Origin of the sequence: Pseudomonas sp. ADAK2 (genome assembly GCF_012935755.1) — a bacterium.
GTDB lineage: Bacteria > Pseudomonadota > Gammaproteobacteria > Pseudomonadales > Pseudomonadaceae > Aquipseudomonas.
Window position 1 is genome coordinate 3,278,232 of the sequence record NZ_CP052862.1, and the last position, 19,733, is coordinate 3,297,964.

General features: G+C 60.3%; 17 protein-coding genes. 13 read left to right on the top strand and 4 right to left on the bottom strand.

What is annotated here, in order from left to right:
- Positions 1-7 precede the first annotated feature (7 nt).
- From algG to HKK52_RS15365, 11 genes are all read left to right on the top strand, one after another.
- Positions 8-1,594, top strand: coding sequence for a mannuronan 5-epimerase AlgG (algG, locus tag HKK52_RS15315; protein WP_169371514.1), 1,587 nt, complete (start codon positions 8-10; stop codon positions 1,592-1,594).
- 10 nt (positions 1,595-1,604) lie between these two features.
- Positions 1,605-3,062 (top strand): alginate O-acetyltransferase, encoded by a 1,458-nt coding sequence (locus HKK52_RS15320; RefSeq protein WP_169371515.1) that lies wholly within the window; start codon positions 1,605-1,607, stop codon positions 3,060-3,062.
- Between the two features lie 7 nt (positions 3,063-3,069).
- Positions 3,070-4,194 (top strand): mannuronate-specific alginate lyase, encoded by a 1,125-nt coding sequence (locus HKK52_RS15325; RefSeq protein ID WP_169371516.1) that lies wholly within the window; start codon positions 3,070-3,072, stop codon positions 4,192-4,194.
- 194 nt (positions 4,195-4,388) lie between these two features.
- Positions 4,389-5,954 (top strand): MBOAT family O-acyltransferase, encoded by a 1,566-nt coding sequence (locus HKK52_RS15330; RefSeq protein WP_169371517.1) that lies wholly within the window; start codon positions 4,389-4,391, stop codon positions 5,952-5,954.
- 11 nt (positions 5,955-5,965) lie between these two features.
- Positions 5,966-7,141 carry an alginate O-acetyltransferase gene (locus tag HKK52_RS15335; RefSeq protein WP_169371518.1) on the top strand — a complete coding sequence of 392 codons (1,176 nt, stop codon included), beginning with the start codon at positions 5,966-5,968 and terminating at the stop codon, positions 7,139-7,141.
- 17 nt (positions 7,142-7,158) lie between these two features.
- Positions 7,159-7,812, top strand: a complete 654-nt coding sequence (locus HKK52_RS15340) for an alginate O-acetyltransferase AlgF (RefSeq protein WP_169371519.1) — start codon at positions 7,159-7,161, stop codon at positions 7,810-7,812.
- A gap of 251 nt (positions 7,813-8,063) precedes the next feature.
- On the top strand, positions 8,064-9,515 hold the full coding sequence (locus HKK52_RS15345) for a mannose-1-phosphate guanylyltransferase/mannose-6-phosphate isomerase (protein WP_169371520.1): 1,452 nt from the start codon (positions 8,064-8,066) through the stop codon (positions 9,513-9,515).
- A 263-nt stretch (positions 9,516-9,778) separates the two neighbouring features.
- Positions 9,779-10,243 carry a multidrug transporter gene (locus HKK52_RS15350; protein WP_169371521.1) on the top strand — a complete coding sequence of 155 codons (465 nt, stop codon included), beginning with the start codon at positions 9,779-9,781 and terminating at the stop codon, positions 10,241-10,243.
- A gap of 32 nt (positions 10,244-10,275) precedes the next feature.
- On the top strand, positions 10,276-11,100 hold the full coding sequence (locus HKK52_RS15355; RefSeq protein ID WP_169371522.1) for an SDR family oxidoreductase: 825 nt from the start codon (positions 10,276-10,278) through the stop codon (positions 11,098-11,100).
- A 302-nt stretch (positions 11,101-11,402) separates the two neighbouring features.
- Complete coding sequence (locus tag HKK52_RS15360; protein ID WP_169371523.1) at positions 11,403-12,425, top strand: sel1 repeat family protein; 1,023 nt, start codon at positions 11,403-11,405, stop codon at positions 12,423-12,425.
- A gap of 78 nt (positions 12,426-12,503) precedes the next feature.
- Positions 12,504-13,499 (top strand): hypothetical protein, encoded by a 996-nt coding sequence (locus HKK52_RS15365; protein WP_178117455.1) that lies wholly within the window; start codon positions 12,504-12,506, stop codon positions 13,497-13,499.
- A gap of 6 nt (positions 13,500-13,505) precedes the next feature.
- On the opposite strand, the gene HKK52_RS15370 is transcribed toward HKK52_RS15365, so the two are convergent.
- Positions 13,506-14,411: a LysR family transcriptional regulator gene (locus HKK52_RS15370; protein ID WP_169371524.1), complete on the bottom strand. Its 906-nt coding sequence runs from the start codon at positions 14,409-14,411 to the stop codon at positions 13,506-13,508.
- A 109-nt stretch (positions 14,412-14,520) separates the two neighbouring features.
- On the opposite strand from HKK52_RS15370, the gene HKK52_RS15375 reads away from it, so the two are divergent.
- Together HKK52_RS15375 and HKK52_RS15380 are read left to right on the top strand one after the other, a co-directional pair.
- Positions 14,521-15,891 (top strand): MFS transporter, encoded by a 1,371-nt coding sequence (locus tag HKK52_RS15375; protein WP_169371525.1) that lies wholly within the window; start codon positions 14,521-14,523, stop codon positions 15,889-15,891.
- Positions 15,888-16,286 carry a DUF4440 domain-containing protein gene (locus HKK52_RS15380; protein ID WP_169371526.1) on the top strand — a complete coding sequence of 133 codons (399 nt, stop codon included), beginning with the start codon at positions 15,888-15,890 and terminating at the stop codon, positions 16,284-16,286. Before HKK52_RS15375 ends, HKK52_RS15380 begins: the two co-directional genes overlap by 4 nt.
- A 115-nt stretch (positions 16,287-16,401) precedes the next feature.
- On the opposite strand, the gene HKK52_RS15385 is transcribed toward HKK52_RS15380, so the two are convergent.
- From HKK52_RS15385 to HKK52_RS15395, 3 genes are read right to left on the bottom strand one after another with little or no spacing between them, the layout of a single operon-like run.
- Positions 16,402-17,253, bottom strand: a complete 852-nt coding sequence (locus HKK52_RS15385; protein ID WP_169371527.1) for an efflux RND transporter periplasmic adaptor subunit — start codon at positions 17,251-17,253, stop codon at positions 16,402-16,404.
- A gap of 10 nt (positions 17,254-17,263) precedes the next feature.
- A complete protein-coding gene (locus HKK52_RS15390) occupies positions 17,264-17,464 on the bottom strand; it encodes a DUF1656 domain-containing protein (RefSeq protein ID WP_007896379.1) in 201 nt (66 codons plus the stop codon).
- Entirely contained in the window at positions 17,454-19,634 is a 2,181-nt protein-coding gene (locus HKK52_RS15395) for an FUSC family protein (protein ID WP_169371528.1), read from the bottom strand. The genes HKK52_RS15390 and HKK52_RS15395 overlap by 11 nt, the downstream gene beginning before the upstream one ends.
- Positions 19,635-19,733 lie beyond the last annotated feature (99 nt).

Sequence of the window (19,733 nt, forward strand, 5' to 3'; positions counted from 1 at the left end):
GCCCGACATGACCTATCCGAAGAGAGGTTCGATCTCGTTGCTGGCCGGCGCGATGCTGCTGGCCAGCTCGGTCGCCTTCGCCAGTGCGGAGCCGGTGGTGCCTGTGCAAAAAGGCCAACCGAGCACCCTGGCCAAGGGGCTGCAACAAGCCAAGACCTACACCGTCAGCAGCGCACCGACCGAGCCGCTGAACCTGGCCAAGCCGACGCTGCCGGACACGTCCGGCTACACCGCCGAAGCCATCGCGGCAAAAGTGGTGCGCACCAAACCGGGCAAGGCCAGCGTGCGCCGGATGATGCAGGAAGACGCCTTGAAGGACTTCATCGGCGGCGACAACAAGATGGCCGAGTGGGTAGTGCGTCAGCACGGCATCCCGCAGGCGATCTTCGTCGACGACGGCTACATGAACCTCAAGGACCTGGCCAAGAAAGAACCGAAGTACATCAGCGAGCCTTCGCCAGGCGTGTACCTGGCGAAGTTGCCGATCGTGGTTGGCCGCAAGGGCATCCTCGAAATCGACCAGCAAACCCAGGAATTGCGTCTGTCCCAAGAGGCCGGTGCGTTCATGGTCAACGACGGCCAGTTGTTCGTGCGTGATACCAAAATCACTGGGTGGAGCGAGAAGAACAACGGCCCGGCGCTGTTCAAGACGCCGAAGGAATTCCGTCCGTTCCTGCTGTCCTGGGGCGGCACCGAGACCTACATCGCCAACAGCAAGATCGCCAGTTTCGGCTACGCCAACAGTAAGTCCTACGGCGTGAGTATTTCCCAGTACACGCCGAACATGGCCAAGGTGCTCAAGCGCCCTGAACCGACCGGCTGGATCGTCGGCTCCGAGTTCTCGGACATGTGGTACGGCTTCTACTGCTACGAAACCCGCGACTTCGTGGTCAAGGGCAACACCTACAAAGACAACATCGTCTACGGCATTGACCCGCATGACCGTTCCCACGGCCTGATCATCGCGGACAACACCGTACACGGGACCAAGAAGAAGCACGGGATCATCATTTCCCGTGAGGTCAACGACAGCTTCATCTTCAACAACCGCAGCTACGACAACAAGTTGTCGGGCCTGGTGATCGACCGTAACAGCGTGAACAACCTGATCGCCTACAACGAGATCTACAAGAACCACACCGACGGCATCACCCTCTACGAGAGTGCCGACAATCTGCTGTGGGGCAACAAGGTGATGGGCAACAAGCGCCACGGCATCCGGATTCGTAACAGCGTGAACATTCGCCTCTACGAAAACCTCGCCATGGCCAACGGCCTAACCGGTGTCTTCGGCCACATCAAGGACCTGAGCGACACCGACCGGGACATCAAGCTCGACCCGTTCGACGCCCAGGTGTCGCTGATCGTGGTCGGCGGTGAACTGGCCGGCAATGGCAGCGGACCGCTGGCCATCGACTCGCCGCTGAGCGTCGAGTTGTACCGCGTGTCCATGCTCGCGCCGACCAAATCCAGTGGCATCAGCTTCAACGGGATTCTTGGCGAGCGCCAGGATGAAATTCTCGACCTGCTGGTACGCCAGCAGAAAGCCGTGCTGATCGACCCTGTCGAACGCCAGACCGAAATGCAGGACTGAGGATAATTTTATGCACCCACACTTGATCAAATTACTCAGCCTGTCGGCCCTGACCGCCGGGATTCTCGCGGCCAGCGCCGGGGCCCGTGCCGACGATGCCGATGCCGTCAAAGCACCGAGTTTCAGCGCCGACCCGTGCTGCAACCTGTGCCCGGAAGCCCACGACGCGAAGAACTACACCACCCGTTATCAGCAGAACTTCACCACGCTGGTACAGGCCCAGGGCGACTGGTTGTTCCGTACGCAAGAAGACTTGCGCACCGAGTTCGACACCTCCCCTGCCGGCTACAAGCGCATGAAAGAACTGCACGATGCGTTCAAGAGCAAAGGCGTGGAACTGGTGGTCGTCTACCAGCCGACCCGTGGCCTGGTGAACCGCAACAAGCTCAACCCGGAAGACAAGGCCAAGTACGATTTCGACAAGGCCCTGCGCAATTACAAAACCATGCTCGGCCGTTTCGCCGCCATGGGCTACACCGTGCCGGACCTGTCGCCGCTGACCAACGAATCGCTGCCCGACACCCTGCCGGCCCACGATTTCTACTTCCGCGGTGACCAACACTGGACGCCGTATGGCGCCCAGCGCACGGCGAAAATCGTCGGTGAGCAAATCAAGCAGATGCCGGCCTTCGCCGACGTGCCGAAACGCGAATTCGAGAGCCATAAGTCGGGCCGTATGGGCAAGACCGGAACATTACACAACATGGCCGGTCAACTCTGTGGCACGAGCTACGCGATCCAGTACATGGATCAGTTCACCACGGAGCCCAAAGGCGAAGCGGACGATGGCGATCTGTTCAGTGACTCCGGCAATCCGGAGATCACCCTGGTCGGCACCAGCCACAGTGGCAAGAACTACAACTTCGCCGGTTTCCTCGAAGAGGCCATCGGCGCCGACATCCTCAACGTGGCATTCCCTGGCGGTGGCCTGGAAGGTTCGATGCTGCAGTACCTGGGCAGCGAAGAGTTCCAGAAGAAGCCGCCGAAAATCCTCATCTGGGAATTCTCGCCGCTCTATCGCCTCGACCAGGAAACCATCTACCGCCAGATGATGGCGCTGTTGGACAACGGTTGCGAAGGCAAGGAAACACAGATGACCGGTAGCGCCACATTGAAACCGGGCAAAAACGAATTAATGGTCAACAGCAAGAACCTGAACCTGCAAAACAGCAGTCACCAGGTCGACATCCAGTTCGCCGATGCGTCGGTGAAAGTCCTGCAAGCCACCCTCTGGTACATGAACGGTCGCCACGAGGACATCAAGATCGAAAAACCGGAAACCTCCGACACCGACGGGCGTTTCGCCTTTGAGTTGCGCACGGACGAAGACTGGGCCTCGCAGAATCTGCTGGCCGTCGAAGTCCAGGGCCCTGAAGCAGGCGCCGCGCCACAAAAAGTCGAAGCGAAAATCTGCAAACGCAACGTGTTCCCTGGCAATGAGCAGCGCACCGCTCAAGCCGGACAATGAGGCCCATATGCAAACCCGAACTTTGAAAAGATTACTCGCGCCCTCCCTGCTGACGCTGGCAATGTTCGCCGGCGCCACCCAGGCCGCCGCGCCATTGCGCCCGCCCCAGGGCTACTTCGCGCCGATTGAAAAAGTCAAAACCGGCGACAAGAGCGAAGGCTGTGACGCGATGCCAACGCCGTACACCGGCCCGCTGCAATTTCGCAGCAAATACGAAGGTTCCGACAAGGCCCGTTCGACCCTGAACGTGCAGTCGGAAAAAGCTTTCCGCGACACCACCGCCGACATCACCAAACTGGAACGCGGCACCAGCAAGCGCGTGATGCAGTACATGCGTGACGGTCGCCCGGAACAACTCGAATGCACGCTGAATTGGCTGACCACGTGGGCCAAGGCTGACGCGTTGATGTCCAAGGACTTCAACCACACCGGCAAGTCGATGCGCAAATGGGCCTTGGGCAGCATGGCGTCAGCGTACATTCGCCTGAAGTTCTCCGACTCGCATCCGTTGGCCAACCACCAGCAAGAGTCGCAGTTGATCGAAGCCTGGTTTAGCAAAATGGCCGACCAGGTGGTCAGCGATTGGGACAACCTGCCGCTCGATAAAACCAACAATCACTCGTACTGGTCCGCCTGGTCGGTAATGGCAACGTCCATCGCCACCAACCGCCGCGACCTGTTCGACTGGTCGGTGAAGGAATACAAAGTCGGCGCCAACCAGATTGACGCCGAGGGCTTCCTGCCGAATGAACTCAAGCGCCAGCAACGCGCCCTGTCCTATCACAACTACGCCCTGCCGCCGCTGTCGATGATCGCCAGTTTCGCCCTGGTCAACGGTGTGGATTTGCGTCAGGAAAACAACGGCGCGCTGAAACGCCTGGGTGATCGCGTGCTGTCCGGGGTGAAAGATCCGGAAGAGTTCGAGAAGAAGAATGGCAAGGAACAGGACATGAAAGACCTCAAGGTCGATTCGAAATTCGCCTGGCTCGAACCGTTCTGCTCGCTCTACACCTGCTCGCCGGATGTGCTTGAGAAAAAGCACGAGATGCAGCCGTTCAAGACCTTCCGCCTCGGTGGTGACTTGACCAAGGTCTACGACCCGGCGAATGAAAAAGGCAACAAAGGCAGTTGAGTCATTGATCGTTCCCACGCTCCGCGTGGGAATGCATCCCGTGACGCTCCGCGTCACATGCCGAAGCGGACGCTGAGCGTCCAGTGAGGCGTTCCCCCGCAGAGCGTGGGAACGATCGTAGCTCTCCAGATTTTTGTGGGGGGTTTGGGGGGGCCGTTGGCCCTTGACTGTTGGTTAAACATGGAGAGATCGGGATGGTATTTTCGTCCAATGTGTTCCTGTTTTTGTTCTTGCCGATCTTTCTCGGCATGTACTACTTGAGCGGGATTCGCTATCGCAACCTGCTGCTGCTGCTCGCCAGCTATGTGTTCTATGCCTGGTGGCGCGTGGACTTCCTTGCGCTGTTCGCCGCTGTCACGCTGTGGAACTACTGGATCGGCCTCAAAGTCGGTGCGGCAGGCGTTCGGACCAAACAGGCCCAACGCTGGTTGCTCCTGGGCGTGGCTGTCGACCTGTGCATTCTGGGCTACTTCAAGTACGCCAACTTCGGCGTCGACAGCATCAACGCGATGATGACGTCGGTCGGTCTGTCGCCGTTCATCCTGACCCACGTGCTGTTGCCGATCGGGATCTCGTTCTACATCTTCGAGTCCATCAGCTACATCATCGACGTCTACCGTGGTGACACCCCGGCGACCCGCAACCTGATCGACTTCGCTGCATTCGTCGCGATCTTCCCGCACTTGATTGCCGGCCCGGTGTTGCGTTTCCGCGACCTCGCCGACCAGTTCAACAACCGCACCCACACCCTCGACAAGTTCTCCGAAGGTGCCACGCGGTTCATGCAGGGCTTCATCAAGAAGGTCTTCATCGCCGACACCCTCGCGGTGGTGGCCGACCATTGCTTCGCCCTGCAAGCCCCGACCACGGGCGATGCCTGGCTCGGCGCCCTGGCCTACACCGCGCAACTGTATTTCGACTTCTCCGGCTACAGCGACATGGCCATCGGCCTGGGCTTGATGATGGGTTTCCGCTTCATGGAAAACTTCAAGCAGCCGTACATCAGCCAGTCGATCACCGAGTTCTGGCGGCGCTGGCACATCAGCCTGTCCACCTGGCTGCGTGACTACCTGTACATCACGCTGGGCGGTAACCGTAAAGGCACGCTGATGACCTATCGCAACCTGTTCCTGACCATGCTGCTCGGTGGTCTGTGGCACGGCGCGAACATCACCTACATCGTCTGGGGTGCGTGGCACGGCATGTGGCTGGCGATCGAGAAGGCCCTGGGCCTGAACACCTCGCCACGCAGTATCAACCCGATCCGCTGGGCACTGACTTTCCTGCTGGTGGTGATGGGCTGGGTGATCTTCCGCTCGGAAAACCTGCACGTCGCCGGCCGCATGTACCACGCGATGTTCAGCTTCGGCGAATGGTCGCTGTCAGAACTCAACCAGGCCAGCCTCACCGGCCTGCAAGTCGCGACCCTGGTCGTGGCTTACATGACCCTGGCGTTCTTCGGCATCCGTGATTTCTACACCAACCTGCCGCCAGAAAAGACCAAGCCAGTCGTGAATGTCGAGGCCGATGGCCCGGCGACCGCGACCCCTGGAATGATCAAAGCCGTACCGGGCGATAACCCGGGCAGCATCCATGAACCGGGCTACACCGTTGGCGTTGAAGCCACCGTGCAACCGGCCTACTGGACCGCTGACTGGTCGCGTTACGTGATGCGCACGCTGGTGCTGGTGTTGTTCATCGCCTCGATTTTCAAACTCTCGGCGCAAAGCTTCTCGCCGTTCCTTTACTTCCAGTTCTGAGGGATCTGACCATGACCCGCTCATTACGCATTCTCTACATCGCCCTGTTCCTGGTGACGCTGTTGGTCCTGGGCCTGTGGTCCACGCGCAGCTTCTTCGGTTTCAGCACCAGTGCCGAAACCACGGTGCTCAACGGCCGCTGGACCAAAGCCGTGGAGACGCACTACGACGCCGAGTTCCCGATCAAGCGCCTGGGCACCAACCTCTGGGCTGCGCTGGATTTCAAACTGTTCAACGAAGGTCGTCCGGGCGTGGTGCTCGGTCGCGACCAGTGGTTGTACAGCGATGAAGAGTTCAACCCGATCGTCAACGAAGAGCTGAACCTGCAAGGCAACTACGCGCTGGTCGAAGGCGTGCGCCAACAGTTGAAAGCCAAAGGCGTGAAACTGGTGATGGCGATCGTGCCGGCCAAGGTTCGCCTGTACCCGGAACACCTGGGTGAAGTAAAACCGGCGAGCATCCACGCCAATCTCTACCAGGACTTCCACGCTCGTGTGGCGGCCGACAAGATCCTCGCTCCCGACCTGCTCGGCCCGTTCAATCAGGCCAAGTTGAAGGGTGAGCAGGTGTTCCTGCGCACCGACACGCACTGGACCCCGGAAGGCGCGCAAGTCGCCGCCGAAACCCTGGCCAAGACCATTGCCGCGAAAACCCCGCTCAGCGGCGAACCACAAAAGTTCGTCACGACACCGGCGGAAAAAGTCACCCACAAGGGCGATCTGCGACTGTTCCTGCCGCTGGATCCGCTGTTCGAAAACCTGATGCCGGCCACCGAGCCGCTGCAGAAGCGCAACACCGTGGCGGCTGACGACCAGCCTGCCGCTGACGACGCCCTGTTCGCCAACAACGAAGTACCGGTGGCCCTGATTGGCACCAGCTACAGCGCCAACCCGAACTGGAACTTCGTCGGAGCGCTGAAGCAAGCGCTGAAGAGCGACGTGGTCAATTACGCCGAAGACGGCCATGGCCCGATTCTGCCGATGCTCAGCTACCTGAAAAGTGATGCTTTCAAGAACAGCCCGCCACAGGTGCTGATCTGGGAGTTTCCTGAACGTTATCTGCCTGTGAACAACGAAATCGGTGACGCCGACCCGCAGTGGGTCGCAGAGCTCAAAGAAGCTGGCGCTCGCCAACAAAACGTAGCCGCAAACACTAAATCCGAGACGCCCGACCGGGCGCAAAACTGAAAGAGAGAGGTACTACCATGACTTTCACTACTACTCCTCGCCGTCTCGCGAAGACTTTTGCTCTTGTTGCTGGCATGAGCGTCCTGTCGATGTCCGCCTTCGCTGGCGACGCCGCACTCTATGGCCCGACCGCACCGAAAGGCTCGTCCTTCGTCCGGGTCTACAACGCCGGTAATGCTGAAGTCAGCGCCACCGTCGGCACCACCAACCTGAGCGATGTTGCGCCACTGGCCAGCACCGACTTCAGCTTCATGCCGGGCGGCGACTACAGCGCCAAGGTCGGCAGCCAGACCCTGCCGGTCAAACTTGCCGGTGACCACTATTACACCCTGGTCAACAACGCCAGCGGCGCGCCACAACTGATCGAAGAGCCGCCGTTCAAGAACAAGCAGAAATCCCTGGTTCGCGTGCAGAACCTGAGCGACAAGGCCCTGACCCTGAAAACCGCTGACGGCAAGACCGAAGTGGTTCCGTCGGTCGCGGCCAAAGGCCGTGGCGAGCGCGAAATCAACCCGGTGAAAGTCAGCCTGGCCCTGTATGACGGCGCCACCAAAGTCGGCGAAGTGAAGCCGGTTGCCCTGGAACGCGGTGAAGCGGCCGTGCTGTACGTCACCGGCAAAGGCTCCAGCCTGTCGCCAGTCTGGGTAAAACGCCCGGTTTCGACGCGCTAATACATTTGTCAGAACGGTGATCCCTTTGTAGCAGCTGGCGAAGCCTGCGTCCGGCGGCAAAGCCGTCGCAAAACCGATGAATGCGGTCTTTCAGAGAGACCGCGTTGTCTGGATTGACGACGGCTCCGCCGCCGAACGCAGCCTCGCAGGCTCGGCAGCTGCTACAGGATCCGGTCTGACTACGGAATAAGAACAAGAGTGAAACGACAGAACGCAGTAGCTCTAACCAATCGATTTTAAGGAGTAACAACATGATTCCGGTAATCTTGTCAGGTGGTAGCGGCTCACGTCTTTGGCCGCTTTCGCGTAAACAGTTCCCTAAACAGTTCCTGGCCTTGACCGGCGAGCACACCCTGTTCCAGCAAACCCTGGAACGCCTGGTGTTCGAAGGCATGGACTCCCCGATCGTGGTCTGCAACAAGGACCACCGCTTCATCGTCAACGAGCAGTTGAACAACCGTAAGCTGGAAGTACAGCGCATCCTGATGGAACCGTTCGGTCGCAACACCGCACCGGCCGTGGCCCTGACCGCGATGATGCTGGTCAATGAAGGCCGCGACGAGTTGATGCTGGTGCTGCCGGCCGACCACGTGCTGGAAGATCAGAAAGCCCTGCAACGCGCCCTGGCCCTGGCCACTGTCGCTGCCGAAAACGGCGAAATGGTGCTGTTCGGCGTCCCGGCCACCAAACCGGAAACCGGTTACGGCTACATCAAGTCGACCAATGATTCGCTGCTGCCCGAAGGCGTCAGCCGCGTCTCGCATTTTGTCGAAAAACCAGACGTCAAACGCGCCACCGAATACGTTGAATCCGGCGGTTATTTCTGGAACAGCGGCATGTTCCTGTTCCGCGCCAGCCGCTTCCTCGAAGAGCTGAAAAAGCACGACCCGGACATCTACGACACCTGCCTGCTGACCCTTGAGCGCAGCGAGCAAGATGCCGACACCATCACCTTTGACGAAGCCACCTTCGCCTGCTGCCCGGACAACTCCATCGACTACGCGGTGATGGAAAAAACCCAGCGCGCCTGCGTCGTACCACTGACCGCTGGCTGGAGCGATGTCGGTTGCTGGGCGTCGCTGTGGGAAGTGAATGAAAAAGACGCCAATGGCAACGTGTCCAAGGGCGACGTGGTCATCCAGGACAGCAAGAACTGCATGATCCACGGCAACGGCAAACTGGTGTCGGTGATCGGCCTGGAAAACATCGTGGTCGTCGAAACCAAGGACGCCATGATGATCGCCCACAAGGACTCGGTCCAAGGCGTGAAACAAATGGTCAACACCCTCAACGAACAGGGCCGCAGCGAAACCCAGAACCACTGCGAAGTCTATCGTCCGTGGGGTTCCTACGACTCGGTGGACATGGGCGGCCGCTTCCAGGTCAAGCACATCTCGGTCAAGCCGGGCGCATGCCTGTCGTTGCAAATGCACCACCACCGCGCCGAACACTGGATCGTGGTCAGCGGCACCGCCGAAGTGACCTGCGACGAAAACGTGTTCCTGCTCTGCGAGAACCAGTCGACCTACATTCCAATCGCTTCGGTCCACCGTCTGCGCAACCCGGGCAAGATTCCACTCGAGATCATCGAAGTGCAATCGGGCAGCTACCTGGGTGAAGACGATATCGAGCGGTTTGAAGATATCTACGGTCGCTCCACCCCGATCGAGCGCGGCGTGTCGGTGAAAACCATCGCGCAGTAAGCGTTCAGCCCAATAAAAAGCCCTCGTCGAGCCCACTGCGTTTTCCCTATCCGCAGTGGGTTGGTCGGGGGCTTTTTTTTGCCAGGAGGGTTGATCGTTCCCACGCTCTGCGTGGGAATGCCTCAAGGGACGCTCCGCGTTCCAATGGGACGCGGAGCGTCCCGGGCTGCATTCCTTTGCTGCGCGTGGGAACGATCATGCCCATCGCCAACCTCCCCTACGCTTAGGTAGGATGACCTTTTATTTCCCCGAGGTTGTGCGACATGTTCATCGGCGTCCTGCTGGTCATCACCTGGCTGATCCTGTTGCTGCGCTACCCCGCCAAAGCCTTGCCGGTGTCCATCGCCGCGGCCGTTGGCCTGGGCCTGGTCGCCACCTGGGTGATCTGGATGGATAACCGCGAGGTCAAGCAACTGGCGCGCCTTGAGTTGCGCATTACCTACGCCCCGGAACACTGTCCCGCGGATCGCCCGTTGCAGCTGACCATGAACAACGGCAACGACGTGCCGCTGACCGAACTGCGCTGGCGCATTGCGGCCTACGCTCCGGGGGACACGGTGAACCTGGCCGACAATCAATACGCCGCCCCGCGCTATCGCGGCCCCGGTGAATTGCAGGCTGGCGCCAATTGGGAAGACTGTTTGCCATTGCCACCGCTGCGCCCCGGTTACCGCCCGCAAACCCTGGAGTTTCGCGCCGAGCGATTGCAAGGTAGTTTCTCCGACTGATCCCCCCACTTCTTTTGCACAAGGACCGCGCCATGCCCGTTGCGTTGATTACCGGTTGTTCCAGCGGCATCGGCCGCGCCCTGGCCGACGCCTTTAAAGCGGCCGGTTACCAAGTCTGGGCCAGCGCCCGCAAGGCTGAAGACGTCGCGGTTCTGGCTGCGGCCGGTTTCACGGCGGTGCAACTGGACGTCAACGATGGCGCGGCACTCGAACTGTTGAGCGAGCGAATCAACCAGCAACATGGCGGCCTCGATGTGCTGATCAACAATGCCGGTTACGGCGCCATGGGGCCGTTGCTCGACGGTGGCGTGCCGGCGATGCAGCGCCAGTTTGAAACCAATGTGTTTGCGGTGATCGGCGTCACCCGAGCGCTATTCCCGGTGTTGCGCCGGGCCAAGGGTCTGGTGGTGAATATCGGCAGTGTGTCCGGTGTTCTGGTCACGCCGTTCGCCGGCGCCTACTGCGCCTCGAAAGCCGCCGTGCATGCCCTGAGCGACGCGCTGCGCATGGAACTGGCGCCGTTCGGCATCCGCGTGATGGAAGTCCAGCCCGGCGCCATCGCCTCCAGCTTCGCCAAGAATGCCGGCCATGAAGCCGAGCAATTGATCACCGAACAATCGCCCTGGTGGCCGCTGCGCGAAGGCATCCGTGCACGGGCCAAGGCGTCGCAGGACAAACCCACGCCAACCCGTGAGTTTGCCGCTGAGTTGCTCAAAGCAGTGCAACAGAGCAAACCGCCACGGCTGATCCGCATCGGCAATGGCAGCCGGGCATTGCCGTTGCTGGCAACGTTGCTGCCCAAGGGCTTGCTGGAGTCGACCTTGATGAGGCGCTTCGGTTTGAATCGCCAACTCTGAGCGCGGCAAACCAGTCTGATCGCGCCAGACCGTCACGCTCATCATCAGACTGAGCAGCGCCATGGTGTTGTCCATGGCGCAACAACAACTCGATCACACCGCCGGTGCTGCCTCGATACAGGTTTGTATGCCCGGGTGCTTTGAGTAGAATGCGCGCACTTGAGACAAATCGACGCATTTACGCCGACTCAAACAGCATGGAATCGCTGGCATAAAACTGAAGCACGGATTGCTTTGCCTTCCCGCTCTTCCCCTGCCCGTTCCATGCGACCTCTATTCAATCGCAGATCAGGGAATATCCATTGAACGTTTTCAACGTGCTGCCACTGGCCTTTGTTGCCTTGTTGGCCGGCTGCAGCGCCAGCTCCGAACACACCACCAGCCAAGCGTCATCCCTCAACGACACGCTGCCCAAGTTGACCTTGCAAAGTGTGCTGCCGTCACCGTCCAGCAATAAACAGTGCAATGCGCAAATGGACAGCGACATTCTGTTCGGCCTCGGTTTTCAACTGTACGGCGATCAGGAATGGGACACCGCCAAAAGCTGCCTGGAACTGGCCGCGCCGAAACACCCTCGCGCCTTCTGCTATCTGTCGATGATCGCCGGCCAGGACGAAAGCAAAACCCCGGATCAACGCAACAGCGACGCTTTCAATTACATGGCCTATTCGGCGACGCAGAATGACTGGTGCGCAGAATACGGTCTGTATCAGGCCTACCAATACGGCAGCAGCGGAGCCAAGCAAGATCCTGCGCTGGCCAGCCGTTGGCTTGAGCGTTCTTCGGTGCATGGTTACCCCGAGGCTCAGAAGGAACTGATCGAGCAGTACGAAGAGCAAGGCAACCTGGTCGCCGCCTACGCCTGGACAAAGATCATGGCCAAGGCCGATGACACGACCGCTACCGATGCCCTGAAAACCAAGATGACCGCCGCGCAAATCGCCGACGGTGAGAAGCGTTACACCGAGCTCGCCGGCCAGGTCACCAGCAAAAAAGCCATGTTCGCCGAAGCGCGGGAAGAAGACGTCGGCCGTTACTCCGCCGAAATCTATCAAGACTATCCGGACACCTTCAAAGGCCTGTCGTCTGCCGAGCGCTACGACTACGTGAAGCAGTCGATGTACAAAGCCATTGACCTGCCGTTCACCAAAAGCCGTGGTCACGTGCTGAGCTATATCGTGATCAATCGCGCCGCTCAGCTGAAAAAACCTGACACGGATATCGCGAATGACCAGAGGATCGTCGCCCTCATGGAAGATGACGAGTTGTCGGTCGCTGAAACCATCGAGCATGGCCTGCTGGTGGTCAACAAGTTCTACAGGTAAACCGACACAGCGGTGGCGAGGGAGCTTGCTCTCTCGCTCCATGCTCGCTGTTACCTCATTGCGATCAGGGAATTTTCATTGAAATTGCTAAACGTACTGCCATGGATCATGACCAGCCTTTTGGTCGGCTGCGGAGCTTCACCGGATGAGACGCTGAACGCCACCCTGCCCAATCTCAGCCTCAAGGAGCTGTTGCCGCAAGCCGTCGCCAACGAGTATTGCAACCTCGACATGGACAGCGATCTGCTCTACGGCATCGGCTACCAGTTGTACAACGACAAAAAGCCCGAGCAAGCTCGCAGTTGCCTGATCATGGCCGCGCCCACCCACGAGCGAGCCTTGTGTTATCTGGCCAGCATCGCGGAACAGGACACGAGCAAGGACAGCCCCCAGCGCGACCGGGAAGCCTTCGGCTATATGGCGTATTCCGCAGTCAGAAATGACTCGTGCGCCGAGTTCGGCATGTTCCAGAGCTTTGCCTATGGCATGTACGGACAGACGCCGGACCTCGACCTCGGTATACGTTGGCTGGAACGCTCGGCACGCCATGGCGATCCGGATTCCCAGCAAACCCTGATTCGTATGCATACCAACAAAGCCAATCTGCCCGTGGCTTACAGTTGGGCCAGAGTTCTCGACGACACGGCAAAGATCGACTCGCTGAAACAACGAATGAACCCGCAGCAACTCAGCGAAGGCGAAAAAGGTTACGAGCAACTGAGCAAGAACGTGACCAGCAAGGACGAGGTGGGCAAGCAAGCGCGAGAGGAAAACATCGCGGTGTACTCGGCGAACATCCATCTGCAGTTCCCCGACACCTTCAAGGGATTGTCGCCGAAAGATCGCCATGCCTTTATGGGGAACGCACTGGCCGTGGCGAGTGCTCGTCCCGAGTTCAGCACCCGTGATCAGTTTTACGCGTATGTGATCATTTCACGACAGGCTCAGTTGCACAGCGCAAATGCCGACGTCCTGCAGAATCCGCAGGTCATGGCGCTGCTCAGTGACAAAGAACTGGACGTGGCTGATGCAGTGAAGAAGGCCGAAGTCATCCTCAGCCAGGCGCAACGGTAAGACGCCTTACCAACGAAGAGGCCCGGGGTCCAAACCCCAGCCCTTCATAAAATCAATAAACGCCCGCACCTTCAGCGGCAAATGCCGGGTGTCCGGGTACAACGCGTACACCCCTTGTGGCGCAAACCGGTGATCCGCCAACAAACGCCGTAACGTCCCTGCGTCCAGATCCTCCTGAATCAGCCATTGCGGCAATATCGCCACGCCTTGCCCGGTCAGCGCAAACGCCCGCAGCGTCGCCGAATTGTCGGCGACAATCGCGGTTCTACCCGGTTTGGGTTGGTACAGATGCTCGGTCCCGGCCGGGTCGGTCACCGTCAATTCCGGCACTCGCCCATGCCCCAGGGTCGGCAACGATTCCACGGCCGCCAGCGTATCGGCGGCTTCGAAACGCTCGATCAACCCCGGCGCCGCCACGGCAAAAATCTCGAACGTCGACAACTGCACTGCTCGCAGATTGGAGTCGTGCATGCGCCCCAGCCGGATCGCCACGTCGAAACGCTCGGAGATCAGGTCGGCGTGGGTCGAGGACGTGGACAGGTGAATGTTCAACTGCGGTTGTTGCTCGCGAAACACCTCCAGCGCTGGCACCACCTGGGCCAGGGCAAACTCCACGGTGGTGGTGATGCGCAAGGTGCCCTTGAGTTGCGAGTGCTCCGAACGGGCCTCTTCGATCGCCAGTCGCGCTTCGTCCAGGGTGCGCAGGCAGCGCCGATAAAACCGTTCGCCGGCGTCGGTCAGGGCCAATTGACGGGTGCTGCGGGTCAGCAACGTGACGCCCAGTTCCTCTTCCAGCCGCTTGAGATTGAAGCTCACCACGGCGCGGGTCTGGCCCAGGGTCTCGGCGGCAGCCGTCAACGACCCGGCCTCGACCACGGCTTTGAAGGTGTCGAAACGGTCCAGGCTAACCATGTGCGCGCCACTCCTTTGTCAAAATAATTTTGACAAACTAGCAGTCAAACCAGCGTTTTCCTAACCCCGCCAGCGCCCTACCCTGCACGTCTATTACAAGGAAGCTGCCATGGCCTATCGCTCGAAAGTCGCGCTGGTGTATTTGCTGGGGTTCGCCCTTGACCTGCTGAACATGTTCGTCGCCACCATCGCCTACCCCGACATCGCCCGGGAACTGCACGCCTCCGTCACCGAACTGGCGTGGATCGGCAACGCCTACATGCTCGGGCTGACGCTGATCATTCCGATGAGTGTGTGGCTGGCGGCGCGGGTCGGTGAGCGGCGGCTGATCCTCGCATCCTTGCTGTTGTTCGGCATCGCCTCGGGGTTGGTGGCCCAAGCCGGGTCGATTGAAAGCCTGATCGGCTGGCGATTGCTGCAAGGGCTCGGTGGCGGGTTGTTGCTCCCGGTCGGCCAGGCGTTGGCCTATCGACAGTTTCCCCCGGCCCAGCGTGCGCATTTCACCGGCGTGGTGTTGCTGGTGGCGTTGATGGTGCCGGCACTGTCGCCGGCGGCCGGTGGGTTGATCGTTCAGGCGTTGTCCTGGCGCTGGATTTTCTACCTGAATTTGCCGGTGGCGTTGCTCGCCTTCGGGCTCGGCCTGCTCTGGTTGAAACCCGAAAAAGCCTCTACCGAACGCCCGACACTGGACGTTCGTGGCCTGCTGCTCGCCGTCGCGGCCCTGAGTCTGTTGTTGATTGCCGTGAGCCTGTTGAGCGAGCCCGACACGCGCATTTTCGGCCTGCTCGGGCTGATCCTCAGCGCCGCTATGGCGGCGTTGTACCTGCGCGACGGCTGGCGCAAACCCGCGGCAATCCTCGACCTGCAACTGATCAAAAATCCATCACTGCGCCTGGCGATGCTGATCTACCTGTGTGTCCCCGGCATATTCACCGGTACTAACCTGATTGCCGTGTTGTACCTGCACGAGCTCGGTTTCGGCGCGGCGCAAATCGGTGCGCTGATGTTGCCGTGGGCGGCAGGCTCGGGGGTGGCGATCATGATGGGCAAACGCAGTTTCAATCGCATCGGCCCCAAGCCGTTGCTGATCAGCGGCATGCTGTTGCAATGCCTTGGCATTGTGCTGCTGATGCGCATCGAACAACCCGCCGGCCCACTGCTGATCGTTGCCTACGCCATGATGGGCCTGGGTGGCAGCCTGTGCAGCGTCACTGCGCAGACCTTGGCCTTTGTCGGCATAACGCCGGAAAAAATGGGCCACGCCAGTGCCCTGTGGAACATCAATCGCCAACTCGGTTTCTGCCTCGGCGCGGCGCTCTTGAGTTCATTGCTCGGCGCATTAGGCTCCCAAGGTTTCAACTATTGCTTCCTCGCCGCCGCACTGCTGACCGTAGTGCCGATGGCCGCCGTGCTGCGCTTCGACTCGACGAACGTGCTGACCCTGCTAACCTCACCTCCCCTTCAGGAAAAATCCGCATGACTGACTACACCGACTATTTTGACGAAGTGATCCAGGCCCACGTGGCGATTGAACAGTGGTTTGCCGTGGAGGAAAACGACGCCGCGCTAGCCCGATTGCTGGGGCGGTTTTCGCCACAGTTTTCCATGGTCTCACCGTTGGGTCGGGTGCTGGACCTGGAGGCGTTGAGTGCGCTGTTTCGGATGGCGGGCGGGAAGAAGAGCGGGTTCAGGATTGAGCTCAGCGAGCTGCGTGGGATTGCGCTACACGAACATGGCGCGACGGTGAGCTATCGCGAGCAGCAGACCGATGCGACGGGGTTGCATTCGGATCGGCGGTCTACGGTGGTGTTTGAAAAAGGACCATCGGGGCGGATAGTTTGGCGGCATTTGCAGGAGACGTTTTGTAGCGCGTGAGCCCCGATCTCTCCCACGCTCCGCGTGGTAGCGCGATGCCCGGGACGCTCTGCGTCCCAATCTGTGACGCGGAGCGTCACTGGATGCATTCCCACGCAGAGCGTGGGAATGATCTTCATTGATTCACTACTACCGTGCAGGTAATCCCCGCCGCCAACAGCACCCCCTCTGGCACTTCATCAATGTGAATCCGCACCGGCACCCGCTGCGCCAATCGCACCCAGTTGAACGTCGGGTTCACGTCCGCAATCAGCTCGCGACTCTCCGGGTTATCCCGGTCATAAATCCCGCGGGAAATACTCTCCACATGCCCCTTGAGCACTTCGCCGCTCATCAGTTGCATGTCGGCCTTATCGCCCACCCGCACGTGGGGCAATTTGGTTTCTTCGAAGAAGCCGTAGACCCAGAACGAGTTCATATCGACCACGGCCATTTTCGCTTCGCCGATGCGCGCGTAGTCGCCGCGATGGACGTTGAGGTTGGTGACGTAGCCGTCCACTGCCGCGCGCACGGCGGTGCGCTTGAGGTTCAGTTCGGCGGCTTCCAGTTGCGCCTGGGCGTGTTGGTAATCGGCCAGGGCCGAGTCGGCGATGTTGCTCGCGTCGTCGCGGTTTTCCTTGGAGATTACCAGCGCGTCCATGTCGGCGCGGCGGTGGGCGTTGACCTTGCGCATCTCCCAGGTGGCCTTGCGTGACGCCACCAATGACTGCGCCTGTTTTACCGCGATGCGGTAGTGCTCGGGGTCGATCTGCATCAGCAGGTCGCCCTTTTTCACCAGTTGGTTGTCGCGCACCGGCACGTCCACCACTTCGCCGGTGACGTCGGCGGCGACGTTGATGATGTCGGCGCGCACCCGGCCGTCGCGGGTCCATGGGGTGTCCATGTAATGCACCCACAGGGTCCGGCCGATCCATATGGCGAGGGCCAGCACCAACAGGGTGGCGAGCAGGCTGAACAGCTTTTTCATCAATGCGTACTCAACGGTAGACAGTCAGCGCCAGGGCGCCGAACAGACAGGTAAACAAACTCAGGCGCAGCAACGCCGGGTGCCAGAAGAAGCGGTACAAATCGAACCCGGACAGGAACCGGTCCAGCGCCCAGGCCAGTGCCGCGGCGATGAAAAACATCAGCGTCATGGTCGGCATGTACACGCCGTGGAAGGCGATTTCACGCGGCATGTTGAAGTCCTTTGGCATAAGCAGTGAGCGGTGATTGCGGGTCCAGCAATGACGTGCGGATAAAGTGCAGGTAGCTCTTCACCCGACGCAGCGCCGAGGTGTCGAAGTGCGGGGCGAACGGTTCGTCGGTGGCTTGCACACGACTGATCGCATGGTCCACGGCGATCAACCCGCGTTCGAGGTTGCTCTGGCTCGGTTGCAGGAACAGCCGCACCAGCGAACGCCCCATCACCCGGATCGCCTGGCGCCACGGCTGGGATTCGGCATAGGCCGGATGCACCGGCAGAATCGCCTGTTCCTTGCGCAACTCGATGATCGCGTGACCGACTTCCAGCACCACGAACATCCAGCGCAGCAAGTCCCGTTGCACTTGCGGTGAACCGACCGCCAAGCCGTAAGCCTGGTGCAGCAGATCCCGGGTGCGGCTTTCAAAACTCGAACCCAAGCCCTTGAGCTTGCCGCTGATCGCATACACCACTTGCTCGCGCAAATCCTGCTCCAGTCGCCGCCACAACCAGCGGCTGTTCGGCGGCAGGATGATCGCCCCGGCAGCGGCGCACACCAACATGCCGAGGACCATGGCGATGTAGTCGTTGATGAAGGTGTAGGGGTTGTAGACCGTGAGGTTGTCCGGCACCGAACCGGTGCTGAAGAAGATCAGCAACCCGAGTCCGACCCCGGCGTATTGCGGGCGTGAAGTGAGGAACGAGCCGAGCACGATCACCGGCGCGAGCATCACGCACAGCAACGGAAAACCGTCGATCCAGGGGAAGATAAAAAACATCTCGACGAAGCCGATCAATGCGCCGAGCAAGGTGCCGCAAGCCATCTGGAACGCCATGCGTTTCGGGTTCGGCGTCGCCGCCGAAAGGCCCACGGTGGCGGCCGCAATCAACGTCATCGTCGCCCCGCTCGGCCACGCGGTCGCGACCCAATAGCTGCCGAGCACCACCAGGATAAACGCCGCGCGAATGCCCGACGCTGCCGACGCCAACCAGTTGGTTTGCGGGGTGAACGGTTCATCCCACTGCTCGCGGGCGTGGCTGTGATCGGCCAGGGACGCGTGGGTCTGTGCATAACTGTGCAAATCGTCGACGAAGCGATAGAGCAATTCATACGCGGTGTGGAAATCCAGTTGCTCGGCGTCGCTCGGCTCGCTCTCCTGGAAGATCGCCCGCAGGCTGCGCACCCGCGCCGGCAAGCCTTCCTTGTACGCGGTCAACGCCGTGACCAGGCGTGCGGCATCGGCATTGGTCAGCGCTCGGCCACTGAAGCCGTCGAGCAATTCGGCGAGGTCCTGCAAACCGGGTTTGATTGCCGCCACCACGTGATCCGCCTCGCTGCTGCGCAAGCGTTCGAGCAATTGGTGCAAGGCGTTGAAGCGGGTGGTGATGCTCATGAACTCGCTGTTCAAGCGGCTGAGCCGACCATTGCGCCGACGCATGTGCGGGTCTTCGAACACCGTGACGCTGCGCAAGCCTTCCAGGCCCACGGCTTCGGCGATGAAGCGCACGTTGCTGGCTTCAAAAGCCTCGCGTTTGCTGCGACCGCGCAAGCCGTCGGTGACGAACAAGGCGAACACGCCGAAGCGCTGATACAAGGCGTTGCGCATCGCGGCGCTGGCGGTTTGCGGCAGGATCGCGGCGCTGATCACGGTCGAGCAGATTATTCCCAGGGAGATTTCCAGCACCCGCCAGACTGCCGCCATGAACGCGCCATCGGGGTGAGCCAATGCCGGCAAGCCGACCATCGCTGCGGTGTAGCCGGCGAGGACAAAACCGTAGGCGCGGAAGTTGCGATAGCGCGCGGCGCCAGCGGTGCACAGGCCGACCCAGATCGCCAGCGAGCCGAGGAACAGTTCGGTGTTTTGCGCGAACAAGGCGATCAGCAACACCATCACCGCCGACCCGGCGAGCGTGCCGAGGAAGCGATAGAAACTCTTCGCCAGCACATGACCGCTTTGCGGCTGCATGACGATGAACACGGTGATCATCGCCGTGCGCGGTTGCGGCAGCTCCAGGCGCATGGCCAGCCACAGGGTCAGGAACGCGGCGAGCAGCACTTTGAAAATGTAGACCCAGGTCACGCCGTCACTGCGTGCCCAGTCGTAGAAACCCCGGCGCCATTCGAGGGAGTAGAGCCAGCGCAGAGGTGCGGGCAAGGGAGTCATCAGATCCTGCTCAATGAAATTCGGTCGAGGCTCGAAACCTGCCTGTAGGAGCATGGCTTGCCCGCGACGGCGATTTCATGGGCGCCATCGCGAGCAAGC

Excerpts from the sequence above, each read along its gene's own strand:
- HKK52_RS15320 (WP_169371515.1), top strand. The coding sequence starts at position 1,605 with ATGCACCCACACTTGATCAAATTACTCAGCCTGTCGGCCCTGACCGCC.
- HKK52_RS15390 (WP_007896379.1), bottom strand. The coding sequence starts at position 17,464 with ATGCCGCGTGAAATCGCCTTCCACGGCGTGTACATGCCGACCATGACG.
- HKK52_RS15380 (WP_169371526.1), top strand. The coding sequence starts at position 15,888 with ATGACTGACTACACCGACTATTTTGACGAAGTGATCCAGGCCCACGTG.
- HKK52_RS15350 (WP_169371521.1), top strand. The coding sequence starts at position 9,779 with ATGTTCATCGGCGTCCTGCTGGTCATCACCTGGCTGATCCTGTTGCTG.
- HKK52_RS15335 (WP_169371518.1), top strand. The coding sequence starts at position 5,966 with ATGACCCGCTCATTACGCATTCTCTACATCGCCCTGTTCCTGGTGACG.
- HKK52_RS15375 (WP_169371525.1), top strand. The coding sequence starts at position 14,521 with ATGGCCTATCGCTCGAAAGTCGCGCTGGTGTATTTGCTGGGGTTCGCC.
- HKK52_RS15370 (WP_169371524.1), bottom strand. The coding sequence starts at position 14,411 with ATGGTTAGCCTGGACCGTTTCGACACCTTCAAAGCCGTGGTCGAGGCC.
- HKK52_RS15385 (WP_169371527.1), bottom strand. The coding sequence starts at position 17,253 with ATGAAAAAGCTGTTCAGCCTGCTCGCCACCCTGTTGGTGCTGGCCCTC.
- algG (WP_169371514.1), top strand. The coding sequence starts at position 8 with ATGACCTATCCGAAGAGAGGTTCGATCTCGTTGCTGGCCGGCGCGATG.
- HKK52_RS15340 (WP_169371519.1), top strand. The coding sequence starts at position 7,159 with ATGACTTTCACTACTACTCCTCGCCGTCTCGCGAAGACTTTTGCTCTT.
- HKK52_RS15395 (WP_169371528.1), bottom strand. The coding sequence starts at position 19,634 with ATGACTCCCTTGCCCGCACCTCTGCGCTGGCTCTACTCCCTCGAATGG.
- HKK52_RS15325 (WP_169371516.1), top strand. The coding sequence starts at position 3,070 with ATGCAAACCCGAACTTTGAAAAGATTACTCGCGCCCTCCCTGCTGACG.
- HKK52_RS15355 (WP_169371522.1), top strand. The coding sequence starts at position 10,276 with ATGCCCGTTGCGTTGATTACCGGTTGTTCCAGCGGCATCGGCCGCGCC.
- HKK52_RS15330 (WP_169371517.1), top strand. The coding sequence starts at position 4,389 with ATGGTATTTTCGTCCAATGTGTTCCTGTTTTTGTTCTTGCCGATCTTT.
- HKK52_RS15345 (WP_169371520.1), top strand. The coding sequence starts at position 8,064 with ATGATTCCGGTAATCTTGTCAGGTGGTAGCGGCTCACGTCTTTGGCCG.